This is a genomic window from Methylomonas sp. PHL2-19, assembly GCF_059331595.1.
The window spans coordinates 3,353,303-3,366,305 of record NZ_CP196839.1 but is presented as its reverse complement, the minus strand read 5'-3'; the positions used below and the strand labels follow the sequence as shown (position 1 = coordinate 3,366,305).

Here is a 13,003-nt window from a genome sequence, read left to right as displayed (position 1 = left end):
CCTGAGCTAAGTGGCTACGTGTTATGCTGCTGCCACTATAAAATTTTTTCTATTCACGGAGTGGACGATGCAAAACGTACTAACGGTTTTTCTTCTAATCGCGACATTGATGCTACCCGGTTGCGGTTACAACACTTTTCAAACACAAGACGAACAAATCAATGCCGGTTGGGCGGAAGTGCTTAATCAATATCAGCGCCGCGCGGATTTGGTACCGAATCTGGTGAATACGGTGAAAGGCTACGCCGGACATGAAAAGGACGTATTGGAAGCGGTGACAGCATCGCGCGCCAAAGTCGGCAGCATGCAAGTGACGCCGGAATTGGTGAACGACGAACAGGCTTTTGCCAAGTTTCAAGCGGCGCAGGGCGAACTGAGTTCGGCTTTGTCGCGGTTGATGGTGGTGTCGGAAAATTACCCGCAACTGAAGGCTGACGCCAATTTCCGCGATCTGCAAGCGCAATTGGAAGGTACCGAAAACCGTATCACCGTGGCACGCAATCGTTATATCGCCGCGATCAAGGAGTACAACATCACCGTGCGCTCGTTTCCCAGCAATCTGACTGCGATGCTGTTTGGCTACAAAACCAAGCCATCGTTTACCGTTGAAAATGAGAAAGCCATTTCGACTGCACCAGTGGTTGATTTTGGTAAATAAGATGCGGAAGACAGCTGGCTTTTCAGGGTTTTGGGTCGCCCGATTCCTGGCGGTTTGTCTGTTTGCGGCGGCCGTAAATGCCGAGCAAGTAGTGCCCAATCTTGAACAGCGTGTCACCGATATGACCGCTACCTTATCCACACAGCAAAGAACCGAGCTGGAACAACGCTTACAGGCGTTTGAACAACAAAAAGGCAGCCAGATTGCGGTATTGATCGTTGCCACTACCCAGCCGGAAGACATTGCGCAATATGCTATTCGCGTGGTCGAACAATGGCGTCTGGGCCGCAAGGGGGTCGATGACGGCATATTGATGTTGCTGGCCAAGGACGACCGCGCCACGCGCATCGAAGTGGGTTACGGCTTGGAGGGTGTGGTGCCGGACGTATTGGCTAAGCGGATTATTGACGACGTCATGATTCCGTATTTTCGGCAGGGCGACTATGCGGAAGGTATTAATGCCGGCGTGGATAGCCTGATCGGAATATTTGATGGTGTGCCACTGCCTGCCCCTCAAGCTTCGTTTGTCGATGGGCGGGTGCAACGCTTGCTGCCCCTCTTGGTGTTTCTAGCGGTGGCCGGCGCTTGGATTTTACGGACTCTGTTTGGAAGCTTTCTCGGCGGGATAATCAACGGCAGCGTGGTTGGTATTATCGCTTGGCTATTGAACGCGGGTTGGCTGGTTGTATGTCTTGCGGCATTGTTTGCGTTCATGGTTTCGCTTAGCAATGGCAGGCGTGCGTTTCGCGGCCGGCAAAACGACAATTTTTACGACGATGACGATTTTGGCGGCGGGTCGGGAGGCGGATTCTCCGGCGGAGGCGGCGGTTTTGGCGGCGGCGGTGCGTCGGGGAGATGGTAGACCATGCAAGTGATTAGGGGCTGTTGCCATTTTGAAACGATAGCCTTGAAATCGAACGGCTCTGCCTCATTGATTGATTTTTCAATCAGAAGACAAGTGAGCTATGCCGCGACAAATGTTTACGGATGCATACTGGAATAAATTCAAAGCCATCCTGTTAAGCCTGGGGATTTATGACAAGCCTTCGCTCAGGCAAACGGTAGAAGGGATTTTTTATCGCATGCGAGTCGGCTGCCCCTGGCGAGACCTGCCTGCCACGTTTGGTAAGTGGAATGCAGTCTACAAACGGTTTAATGCGTGGTCACTGCAAGAAAAACTGATGGGCATCTTTCGAGGCCTGGTTGTGGCACCGGATTTGGAATGGACCTTTATTGACGGCAGTATCGTGAAAGCGCATCAGCATAGTAGTGGTGCGGCTCATGAACAGGATGCCGCGATTGGGAAATCCGTTGCGGGTAACACCACGAAAATCCATATGGCCGTTGATGCCTGTGGGCTGCCTATTCATTTCTCGATCACCGGTGGTGAAGTCCATGACTGCAAAGAAGCGCCGGAATTAGTGGCTAAACTGCCTTTGGCTGACTACACGGTCGCTGACAAAGGCTATGACAGTGAACCTCTACGGATTCAAATTCGAGAGAAAGGGAGTGTCCCTATCATTCCTAGAAAACAAAATTCAATCGTCGGGAATGACGGAATGGATTGGTGCCTCTACCAATATCGCCACCTCGTTGAAAATGTCTTTGCGCGATTGAAACATTTCAGAGCCATCGCAACGCGATATGACAAATTGAAACGCAATTTTGAAGGCGTTGTCGCTTTGGCCTGCGCTTTTATTTGGTTACCCATGTAAAACGGCAACAGCCCCTAGATTCCTAAAGCATATTTTTAGTGGTCCCTGGCGTGTGCGTCTGGCGTTTTCCAAGCGCAGTTTGCAAGCTATCGAAGCGGCAATCACTGAAAGCGAAACATCACACTTGGGTGAAATTCGTTTTGTGGTGGAAAGTGCGCTGGAGATAGGCGAGTTATTGCAGGGTGTTACGCCGAGACAACGCGCGCTTGAGGTATTTTCACAATGCCGAATCTGGGATACGGAACACAATACCGGCGTGCTGATTTATTTGCTGTTTGCTGATCGTGATGTAGAGATTGTCGCTGATCGCGGTATACATGCCAGAGTTGGCGAAGCGGTTTGGGCCCGGATTTGCAAACAGATGGAAGCGCAGTTTAGGGCAGGTCGATTCGAATTAGGCGTGATTGAGGGGATTGCCCAAATCACCGCGCAATTGCAAAAGCATTTTCCGGCGTTAAATAAAGAAAATCCCAACGAAATAGCTAACACGCCGCTAGTTCTTTAAGCCATTTTTTTGCAGCGATTGTCTGTTGTTTTTTAAGTGTCTTTCTCTTGAATTTCTTGTGGTCTAACACCATATTGATATAGAACCATTCAGGTTTTTACATGCAACAAAGAGGAGAATCGACATGAGTAACTTAAGCCCATTTGTTAGTCGCGGTCTGTTTGACGAACTGTTTCGCGATGTTAATCCCGGTTATTACATTAAACCGCTGCACGGTGACGGTTTGCCGGCGCAAATCAAAGTGGATGTGAAGGAAAATCCAGCCGAGTTTATCGTCCAAGCCGAAATTCCGGGCGCTGGTAAAGAGAACATCCATGTGGATATCGATGGCAACGTGGTTGCCATCCGCGCGCAAATCAGCCAGTTGGATACCGAAAATAAAGACGATAAATTGCTGCGTAGTGAGCGCTATTTCGGTGAAGTGTCGCGCAGCTTTCAACTATCCGCCGAGATTGACGAGGAAGCCAGCAAAGCCCGTTACGAGAACGGCATATTGACGCTGAATCTAGCGAAGAAGCTGAAAAAAAGCGGACAGCGGATGACTATCGATTAAGTGCTGCTAAGGGCCTCCCAGCCCTTAGATACTAATACCCCTGAGCCTTCGAAGGCTAGGCCGATTCTGGCCTCGATAGGCTCAGGGAGAACGGAATGTCTGTCTGGGACGTCATCGTTCGTGCTTCATCTGCACCAAGATAAAACGGATACGGGATGACTGATGATCAAACGTCGATGGACCACTTGCGCCAGGCCCAAACCAGAAATATAGTAAAAACCCCGAAAACGCCAAAAAACACGCAAAGAACGTGCAGGAAGCCAAGTGGTAAAAAACCCAACAGTCCGTTGTTACTACTGAATGGTGCAAACGGCTGCATGTCCGCATGCATCATGCTGTCCAAAAACACATGAGAAAACGTGCCGATAAACGCACCAGTAATCGCGGGTATCCATGCAATGTCGGTTCGGATTCTTAGCCAGCGCAGAGTTTTTGAGCCAAGCCCGGCATTCCAAAACCTTAATAGGAAAACACAAATTGGTTTGCCTACCAGTGCGGAAAAACCGCCGATACAGATGGCGCCAAGGTAGGTGTGAGTCGCGCCGTGTAAAATCATATCGCCGCGAACCATGCGCACCAATGGTTCTATGTCCATCATCACCTGTGCGAATCCAAACACTGTCAAGCTGAAATATTTGCCGAAAACTGCTTTGATTGCCGTGCCGGGTCCCATGTGAAAAGGCGTGAAAGGCATGGGGCTTCAGAGGATTGCGATGGGAGAAAACTTACGGGTACGTCGAGACGCAGATGTACCCGTAAATATCAATGCCGGATCAATAAACGTCTCTGACGTAGCGTTTGTCTTTTTTCAATTGGTTGACATACTCAACCGCCTCGACCAAAGTTTTCTTGCCATGCTCGCGAATCACATCGTGCAGGGCTTGATCGACGTCTTTGGCCATCCGGTAAGCGTCGCCGCACACGAAGAAGTAACCGCCTTGTTCCAGCCAGGCATACAGTTCGGCACCATGCTCTTTCATGCGATCCTGCACATAAATTTTTTCCGCCTGGTCGCGTGAGAACGCTAAATCCAGCTTGGTCAGCAAGCCGCTGGATTGCATCGCTTCGATTTCCTCACGGTAGATAAAATCGGTCGAAGCGTTGCGGTCGCCGAAAAACAGCCAGTTTTTACCAGAGGCCTTGCGGAATTCGCGCTCTTGCAGGAAGGCGCGGAACGGCGCGATACCGGTGCCGGGTCCAACCATAATCATGGGCAGGCTATCATCGGCCGGCACGCGGAAGTTGTTGTTGGGGGTGAAGAATATCCGTATATCGGTTTCTTCATTCACCAAATCCGCCAGATAAGTGGAGCAAACGCCTTTGTGTTGGCGGCCATGCGCGTCGTAGCGCACGCTGGCGACTGTCAGATGCACGCTGTCCGGATGTTTCTTGCCGCTGGAGGAGATGGAGTAAGCGCGATGTTGCAACGGTTTTAATAAACGCAAAAATTCGGCGGCCGAAAATTCCACGCCGGGGAATTGCAACAGTAGATCGAGTATGTCGCGGCCCCACAGGTAATCGGACAGTTTTTCCTTGTCGCCGGACAGCAATAATGCGTTTAACTCTTGATCGCCGGAACGGCTGGCGATCTCTTCAATCAGTTCTTTGCTGGGTAATTTGATCTCGAAATGTGTGCGTAAGGCATCCGACAGCTTCATTAATTCGCCATTGACCGGTTCATCCTCCGCGCCAGTGCAGCCGATGGCTTTGACGATTTGCGCGACCAGATCCGGGCAGTTAGTCGGGATCACGCACAATGCGTCGCCGGCTTCGTAACTGAGGCCGGAGCCGTTGATAGAAATTTCGTAATGCCGAGTTTCTTTCGACGAATCCAATGCCGTGACAATGCGGTTGACGCGCATTTTGGCTGGGAATGGGTTTTTGCGGTTGTAAACCGATTTGGCAGTTTGGGTTTCGGTATCGACTACCGCAACGGTGCTGGCGCCTTCCGCCATCAACGGAATCACTTCGCTGAGCCATTTTTCCGCTGGGGCTTCAAAATCCACATCGCAGTCGACGCGGTCAAACACGCGCTTGGCACCCAGAGCTGCCAGTTTATTATCCCAGTCTATTCCAGCCTGACAGAACAAGTCGTAACTGGTATCTCCCAGGGCCAATACCGAATAATTGACGTTGTCCAGGTGCGGCGCGGCATCACTATTGGCCGCTTCCCAAAGCATTTCGGCGTTGTCCGGCATAGCGCCTTCGCCGTATGTGCTGGTAATGATTAGCAAGTATTGCATTTGCGGCAATTGGCCGATTTCAACTTCATCCATGCTTTTGACGACCGGTTGCAAGCCATGTTTTTTGGCTGCATTGGCGGCGTCGTTAGCCAGCGACTCGGAGTTGCCGGTCTGAGTACCATAAAGAATGTGCAAGGTGCGGGCGTTCGCTTGATTGACACTACCGGCGCTTTGCAACATATGGCTGTGCATGCCGGCGAAAAAACCGCCAAGCCAGGCGCGTTGAGTATCACTAAAAGGGGCGTTTTGCGGGATAAAAGGTGCTTTCATTTCATTACCATCTGTGGACAGGTGTCAGGTTGTCCAGTCACTGTATTTGGTTCTTGCCAAGTGGCGCGCGAAGGGTGCATGAAGCACCCTCCCTCAGCTCAGGCAGACTCGCTTTCCAGCATGTCTTTCACAATAGACAGGCTTTCCAAGCTCGCCAGATTTTTATCGATAGACGGCAGGCCGGCCAACGCTAAACGGTTGAATCTATCTTGTTCGATGATCCAGGCCGTGGAGCCTATCGAGTAAATGCTTTGCACGTCGCGCAGCATCAGCGTGGTTTTGTAGTCGTTCAGGCGTTTTTCCGCCATCAACGAGGCTAACTGACCATCATCGTATTGGCTGTAAGCTTCGCGGATATTTTTAATCAGCGCATCTTGCAGCTTGCGCGGACGTTCCATCACGAGTTTGTAGGCATGCTTATCAACTAAGGCTTCAGTAGCCGGTTGGCCGGCTTTAGTTAACTGATCGCGGGCAATTTGCTGGGCTTTATCGATCACCGCATAGCTGTTGATCAATTTCAAGGTCAGATCGGTGTCGGTTTCGCCGTAACCGGGAATGGCGCCATCGAACAATGGTGTATTGTGTTTGTAAGCCTGTTTGATTTGCTCGATTTGTTTTTGCGCAAATGCCACCGACAGCTCTTCGATCATCGCTTTGCGATCCAGCGCTTTGCTTAGGTATTCCGCCGTTTGCGTGCGATTTAACCAGAGCGGCAAGGCAAATTTGAAGTGCCGACGCTCGTTGGCCCAATTAGCCAGGATAGCCTTGGCTTTTTCCGAGTCGGTATGTTCAACATGTTGTTCCAGCATGTACAAAATAAATTGCTCATGGCTGCTTGCTAGGTCGTTGTCATCGGTCAAACTGTGTATGGATACCGAGGTATCGTCATACAGATCATTTAAACGATTGTCTGGATCGTATTGGTAGGCGTTGCCGCCAGACATGCCGGTGCAGAAGCCTTTACCAAAGCCGCCCAGATTCAATACCGCGCCGTTAATCATGTATTCGCAGGCAAAATCACCGACGCCTTCGACAACCGCCATCGCGCCGGAGTTACGCACGGCAAACCGGTCGCCGGCTTCGCCATTGATAAAGGTTTTGCCGCCGGAAGCGCCGAACAGCGCGAAGTTACCGATCAACACGTTCTCGCCGGGTAACTGGGAGCCGCCACCGGGTGATTTAATCACGATGGTGCCGCCGCAAGCGGTTTTTCCGACACCGTCGTTGCAAGTGCCGGTGTGTTCCATGCGCATGCCGTCGTTGTTGAACGCGGCATAACTTTGGCCCGCCGAGCCATGGGTGCGAACGATAATTGTATCGTCGGCTAAATAGCGGCGACCATGTTGGTTGGTATAGATGATGTTCGATTTAGCGACTTGCTCAGGGCTGAGTTCATAAGCCAACAAGCGTTCCAGATCGACTGCGGTTTGACCGCCGACGGTTTTGTTACGGTTGTTCAGTTTGAATTCGTCGCCTTCGACAAGCACTTGCTTTTGACCTTTTTCGAACAAGGCCGATTTAACGCGGGCAAAGATCAAATCGTCGATGGCGAAATCTTTTTCCAGATAAATCGGTTTCTCAATTTTGACAACCGGTACTTCCGCCAGTAGTTTTTGCAAATGGATTTGGCCGACCATGCTCGGATGATCGATCAAATGCAGCAACTCGGTTTTGCCGCGAATTTCCTGCAAACTGGTGTAGCCTAAGTCAGCCAGGATTTCGCGCACTTCGTGGGCCAGGTTCATAAAGAACTGTGCCAACACGCGCGGGTCGCCTTTGAATTCCTCGTGGGCAGTGGTCAAACCGGCGGGGCAGCGGATGTTGCAGTTTTTCGCCATCACGCAGCGCAGCATCATCAAGGCGGTGGTGCCGAATTCAAAGGAATCGCCGCCTAAAATAGCGGATTTGACGACGTCGGCACCGTTCTGGTGGGCCGCGCTGCAACGTATAATCACCTTATCGCGCAAGCCGTTGGCTGCCAGTGCTTGATGCACTTCGGCGATACCTATTTCCGGCGAACGACCGGTGTTTTTCAAACTGGTCACCGCCGCCGCGCCGGTACCACCCGTGTTGCCGGCCACGTTAATCACATCGGCACCGGCCTTGGCGACACCGACCGCGATAGTGCCGATACCTTCCGAAGATACCAGCTTGACCACCACGCGAACGCGCGCGGCTTTGGCATCGTGGATCAATTGGCCCAGGTCTTCGATGGAATAAGTGTCGTGATGCGGTGGTGGGCTGACCAGTTCTACTTTGGGTGTGCCGCCACGTAATGCAGCGATTTCCACTGATACTTTCGGTGCAGGCAATTGGCCGCCTTCGCCGGGCTTGGCGCCTTGGCCGATTTTGATTTCAATTTCTTCCAGATTCGGATCGGCCAGATAGCCGGCCCAGACGCCGAAGCGGCCGGACGCGAACTGTTTGATTTTACTGGAGCGTATCGTGCCAAAGCGGCTGGAGTGTTCACCACCTTCGCCGGAGTTACTCATGCCGCCGGCAATGTTGGTGCCTTGCGCCACGGCTTCGTGGGCTTCGGCCAGCAGCGCGCCGTGACTCATCGCGCCGGACGCGAAAGTCGGGGTTATTTCATGGGCTGGTTGCACCTGATCCAGTGCTATCCGCGAGCGGGCAGGGCGCACGTTGCTCAAATAATGGTAAATCAGGCTGTCGCTGTCGTTCGCCCGCAGACTGATACTGTCGTTTTCCAGGTTTAAACCAAAATCGTTGCCGGCAAAACGAGCTTTCAGATGTTCTGCTAGTTGTTCCAGACGCGCTTTGCTTGAGTTCTCGGTAAACCGAATGCTGAAGACCACGCCGTTGCTTTTCTCGACTTGTAAGCCGCGGATCAGGTAGTTGTTGTTACCGTGTAAATCTTGGCTGCCCAGCAGGCGATCAAAATCGGCTTTGCTGTTAGCGGCGCTGACATCGGCTGGGAACTCCATCACATCGCGCAAAGCAGCGGGACGGTTCGCGCGTTCCTGAGCCAGATTGTGGGTAAAGCTGCGATAAGCCGGGGTAATGCCGAAAGCGTCGATTTGCTCGGGTGTGCGTTTCTCATAGCCAAAATCTAAATACGCCGTATCGCTGGCTTCCGGCGCTTGTTGTGGTGCTATGTACATGATCGCTTCATCGGTCATGTTGATATATTCTCGCACCGCCGTATTGCCAAACGTGTGACCGGCGCCTTCATTCCGCTCTTTGAATAATCCAAGGAATGGAATGTCGCTTTCGCTGGTGACGGATAGCGCCTTATGGTGCCATTCCGTTGCGCTGGCGGCGATGTCGCTGTATCGCACACCGCCCACCGAGGCATTGATGTTGGGGAAATACGGTTTTAGTTTTGGTTCGTCGGTATCCAGGTAGTTGGATTCGAAAAACTCGCCGCCGATATAGCTTTCCGCGGTACACAGGCCGAATTTGCCCATGGTTTTCATCAGTGATTTTTCGACGCCTTTTTGAAAGCTATACAACGCTTTTTGCTGTGCTGCAGAATCGGCATATTCGGTGATTACCCGGTTATGCACGCTGAGCGGGCAGATTGCGGAGGCGCCGAAGCCCAGTATGGTGGCGACGTCGTGTGGGCTGGCTGCCTGGCCGGTTTCCATGATCAGCGAGCTGTTAAAGCGCAGACCATGTTTGACCAGATGCTGGTTGGCCGCAGCAATGGCGAGCAGCGCCGGGAGAGCTGCCTGGGATTTGCTGATGTTGGCATCGCTTAAAATGATAATGCCGGTATTGTCGCGCGCAGCTTGTTCGACTTGTATGCATACCGCTTGCAAGGCTTGTTCTAAAGCCAGTTCATTTTGCGCGGCATTGTCAAAGTTCGGAGTGTATAGCGCCTCAATAGTCGCGGTTTTTACCTGGCTTTGTCTGCGAATCTGCTCCAGTTGAGTGCGTTGCAGAATCGGCGATTCGATCATCAGCTGTTTGCTGCTTTGCGGGGCAAAAGTGGGTTTGGCGCCCAGGGCCACGCGCAAAGTCATGCCGTCGCTTTCCCGCAGGGAGTCCAGCGGCGGATTGGTCACTTGCGCAAAGCGTTGGCTGAAATAACGCGACATACCGCCTTCAGATGCGCTCAAAGCATTTGGCGTCAGGCCGTAACCCATCGCGGAGACTTTTTCCAGGCCGGTTTGCAGGATAGGGTCCAACAAAAATTTAAAGCTTTCCTGGTTCAGCGAATAAGCTGTGTGACGTTGGTCGATATTCAGTTCATGCTCGTTACTGAGTTCCGAAAGCTCTACTTTGGGCAATTCGCTGATATGAACGCAGCTTTGTTTCAGCAACGTTTTGTAGTCTCTTTCCTTAGCCAAACGCTCCATCACTTGATGGCTGTTGTAAGATTCACCGGTGCTATGGTCGAAATACAGCATGCCGCCTGCTTCGATGCGGCCACGTTTGAGTACTTTTTCCGGTGGAAAATCGATCTGGCCCGCTTCGGACATCACCGCCAGGTATTCTGCGGTTTCGACGGAGCGCAATGGTCTTAAGCCCAGGCGGTCCAGGCGCGCACCGACGCGAATGCCGTCATTGAAGATTAACGCGGCCGGGCCGTCGTTTTTCTCTTCGTACAGGCTGAAATATTCCAGCATCGCGCGTACATCTTCCGATAGGGTGCTATCGTTTTCCCAAGCCGGTGGCATCATCGCCAAAATAGCGGTGACAATGTCCAGTTGATCTTCGTTGATGCGGCGGGTCAGGGTTTGATCCAGGCGGCCGGAATCGGATTGGCCGCAAGGAAACACCACATGTTTGTTGTTTTGCCGAGCAATAGCGTTTTCGCTCAGGCGGTTTTTCTTGTCGGTGTTCAGCTCGCCGTTGTGTGCCATATACCGAAAAGGCTGCGCCATCATCGTCGCCGGTGCGGTATTAGTGGAAAAACGGGTATGGAAAAACAGCGTACTGATTTCGTGGTCCGCGTCGTACAAATCGACAAAGTAGGGGATGACTTCAAACGAGTTCAGGCGGCCTTTGTAAACTTGGGTGCGGGAACTCATGGATAACGGGTAAAAGCCATTCAGTTCCGGGCGAGTAAAGCCATGGGCTTCAATAGTCAGCAGCGCAGATTGAATATGCCTTTCAAAAGCCTCGTGACTGGCATCTTTGAGGGATTTTGGTCGACCGAAAATGACCTGTTTGATCGGTAATTGCGCGCGCAACGCTGCGGCATTCAACACAGAACTGTCAACCGGCACTTCCCGCCATTTGATAATCGGTAGATCGAATTCCAGAAATTGTTCTTCGACCAGTTTTTGTGCTTCGGAATCGTAATGCGCGTGATCTTCCGGGAAGAAAAAGTTGGCTACGCCAAATTGCCCCAGTTCCAGGTCCGCATTCCCTGTGGCCTTACGGAAAAACTTCAGAGACAAATCGATATTAACGCCGGCGCCGTCGCCTATACCTTCCGCGCTCATGCCGCCGCGATGAGGAATAGTACACAAGGCTTCGTGTGACTTGACTAGGAGCTCGTGAGTCTGTTTGCTGTCTTTGCGGGTGATAAATCCAACACCGCAGCTGTCCTGGGAAAGATCAGCGTCGTAAAGCATGTGTATTGCGTTAATTTTCTGGGCGTTTTTAATCATTGCTATCCAGATCCTCTCATACTGAATAAATGCGCTAGCCGGTATTTTCCTTACCGGTAGTGCCGTTTATGGTTTTTCTGCCTGCTGCGTGTTAGAGTCGTCCCATGCGGCGAGAATCCCTGATTAACTTCGGAATTTCAGTTGGCGAAACTTTGTAATTCTACCATGTGGGGCGGCCTCTGTCATTCCGTAAAGCCAATGGCGGCGTCGTTCTCTCGTCTGGTCTCTAGTTTTAAAACTTTGTGAAGAAATATGAAAGAACAATTTGATGTGGTGATCGTCGGCGGAGGGATGGTGGGTGCCGCCGTGGCTTGTTGTCTGGGTGGTAGCGAGTTAAAAGTAGCTGTGATAGAAGCGCAGGTTTCAGAAGCTTTTTCCAGCGAGCAGCCGCATGATTTAAGAGTTTCAGCCTTAAGTATTGCCTCGAAGAACATTCTGGAAGCCGTCGGCGCTTGGGAAGGCGTGACGTCACGCCGTTATTGCCCGTTCAAACGCATGCGGGTTTGGGAAACGGCCGGCGATACCACGTTTAACAGCGATGACATTCGCTATCCCGAGCTGGGCTATATCGTCGAAAATCGCATCACCCAGCTGGCATTACTGGATAGACTGCCAAGTTTTGAGAATATTGAATTACTGATGCCGCAAACCATCACCAAGATAAATTACGACGGCCACGAATCGGAGTTGGTATTGGCGGATGGTCGCGTGCTTCAAGCAAAGTTGCTGGTTGCGGCGGACGGCGGGCAGTCGCGAGTCAGGCAGGCGGTAGGCTTGGGTGTGACCAGCTGGGATTACAATCAGCACGCTTTGGTGATTTACATAGAAACGGGCTATCCGCAACAGGACATCACCTGGCAACGTTTTGTGTCCAGTGGCCCGCAAGCATTTTTACCGTTGACAGGCAATTATGCTTCCATTGTTTGGTATCAATCCCCCGATGAAGTCCGGCGTTTACAGGCCTTGTCTTACGAGCAATTGCGGGATGAGCTGGTAGCGGCTTTCCCTGATTGCCTGGGTGAGGTCAAGCAGGTGTTAGGTGTGGCGAGCTTCCCGCTGAAGCGGCAGCATGCGCAACGCTATGTGAAACAAGGTGTGGCTTTGGTGGGTGATGCGGCGCACATGATTAATCCATTGGCCGGGCAGGGCGTCAATATCGGTTTGCTGGATGCCGCGGCTCTGGCTGAAACTCTGGTGGACGCCCATAAACGTGGTAAGAGCATAGCCGACTTGGCGGTGTTACAACGCTACGAATCCATGCGCCGCAACGAGAATCTGAAAATGATGACCTTAATGGATGTGTTTTATCGGTCATTTAGTAACGACATTTTGCCGATTAAACTGTTAAGAAATCTTGGTCTGGGTTTGGCGCAACGCATCACCCCAGCGCGCAATAAAGCTATGAAGGCGGCGATGGGGCTGGAAGGTCGTCTGCCGAAATTGGCGCGCGGTGAGCGCCTGTTGGCAAGATAGCGTC

Annotated in this window: 9 protein-coding genes; 6 read left to right on the top strand and 3 right to left on the bottom strand. The window is 51.9% G+C overall.

Features of this window, described 5'->3' with window-relative positions; all coding sequences use genetic code 11:
* Positions 1-67: 67 nt before the first annotated feature.
* From ACR02O_RS15580 to ACR02O_RS15560, 5 genes are all read left to right on the top strand, one after another.
* Positions 68-658, top strand: a complete 591-nt coding sequence (locus ACR02O_RS15580; RefSeq protein WP_494521975.1) for a LemA family protein — start codon at positions 68-70, stop codon at positions 656-658.
* Position 659: 1 nt separating this feature from the next.
* Complete coding sequence (locus tag ACR02O_RS15575) at positions 660-1,520, top strand: TPM domain-containing protein (RefSeq protein ID WP_494521974.1); 861 nt, start codon at positions 660-662, stop codon at positions 1,518-1,520.
* 103 nt (positions 1,521-1,623) lie between these two features.
* Complete coding sequence (locus ACR02O_RS15570; RefSeq protein WP_033159547.1) at positions 1,624-2,373, top strand: IS5 family transposase; 750 nt, start codon at positions 1,624-1,626, stop codon at positions 2,371-2,373.
* A gap of 52 nt (positions 2,374-2,425) precedes the next feature.
* Positions 2,426-2,878, top strand: coding sequence for a TPM domain-containing protein (locus ACR02O_RS15565; protein WP_458137641.1), 453 nt, complete (start codon positions 2,426-2,428; stop codon positions 2,876-2,878).
* A 124-nt stretch (positions 2,879-3,002) separates the two neighbouring features.
* On the top strand, positions 3,003-3,431 hold the full coding sequence (locus tag ACR02O_RS15560) for an Hsp20/alpha crystallin family protein (protein ID WP_494521973.1): 429 nt from the start codon (positions 3,003-3,005) through the stop codon (positions 3,429-3,431).
* Positions 3,432-3,597: 166 nt separating this feature from the next.
* Here the strand turns inward: ACR02O_RS15560 and ACR02O_RS15555 are convergent, their stop codons facing one another.
* The 3 genes from ACR02O_RS15555 to ACR02O_RS15545 all read right to left on the bottom strand — a co-directional run bounded on the left by ACR02O_RS15555 (position 3,598) and on the right by ACR02O_RS15545 (position 11,526).
* Entirely contained in the window at positions 3,598-4,125 is a 528-nt protein-coding gene (locus ACR02O_RS15555) for a DUF4184 family protein (protein ID WP_458137639.1), read from the bottom strand.
* Between the two features lie 79 nt (positions 4,126-4,204).
* Positions 4,205-5,944, bottom strand: a complete 1,740-nt coding sequence (locus ACR02O_RS15550) for a sulfite reductase subunit alpha (protein WP_458137638.1) — start codon at positions 5,942-5,944, stop codon at positions 4,205-4,207.
* A gap of 98 nt (positions 5,945-6,042) precedes the next feature.
* Positions 6,043-11,526 (bottom strand): glutamate synthase-related protein, encoded by a 5,484-nt coding sequence (locus ACR02O_RS15545; RefSeq protein ID WP_494521972.1) that lies wholly within the window; start codon positions 11,524-11,526, stop codon positions 6,043-6,045.
* Positions 11,527-11,778: 252 nt separating this feature from the next.
* Here ACR02O_RS15545 and ACR02O_RS15540 point away from each other — a divergent pair, with 252 nt between their 5' ends.
* Positions 11,779-12,999, top strand: coding sequence for a UbiH/UbiF/VisC/COQ6 family ubiquinone biosynthesis hydroxylase (locus ACR02O_RS15540; RefSeq protein ID WP_494521971.1), 1,221 nt, complete (start codon positions 11,779-11,781; stop codon positions 12,997-12,999).
* The last annotated feature ends 4 nt before the right edge of the window (positions 13,000-13,003 follow it).

What these genes read in the sequence shown, in the direction of transcription:
- ACR02O_RS15555 (WP_458137639.1), bottom strand. Translation starts at nt 4,125, where the DNA reads ATGCCTTTCACGCCTTTTCACATGGGACCCGGCACGGCAATCAAAGCA.
- ACR02O_RS15570 (WP_033159547.1), top strand. Translation starts at nt 1,624, where the DNA reads ATGCCGCGACAAATGTTTACGGATGCATACTGGAATAAATTCAAAGCC.
- ACR02O_RS15545 (WP_494521972.1), bottom strand. Translation starts at nt 11,526, where the DNA reads ATGATTAAAAACGCCCAGAAAATTAACGCAATACACATGCTTTACGAC.
- ACR02O_RS15540 (WP_494521971.1), top strand. Translation starts at nt 11,779, where the DNA reads ATGAAAGAACAATTTGATGTGGTGATCGTCGGCGGAGGGATGGTGGGT.
- ACR02O_RS15580 (WP_494521975.1), top strand. Translation starts at nt 68, where the DNA reads ATGCAAAACGTACTAACGGTTTTTCTTCTAATCGCGACATTGATGCTA.
- ACR02O_RS15560 (WP_494521973.1), top strand. Translation starts at nt 3,003, where the DNA reads ATGAGTAACTTAAGCCCATTTGTTAGTCGCGGTCTGTTTGACGAACTG.
- ACR02O_RS15575 (WP_494521974.1), top strand. Translation starts at nt 660, where the DNA reads ATGCGGAAGACAGCTGGCTTTTCAGGGTTTTGGGTCGCCCGATTCCTG.
- ACR02O_RS15550 (WP_458137638.1), bottom strand. Translation starts at nt 5,944, where the DNA reads ATGAAAGCACCTTTTATCCCGCAAAACGCCCCTTTTAGTGATACTCAA.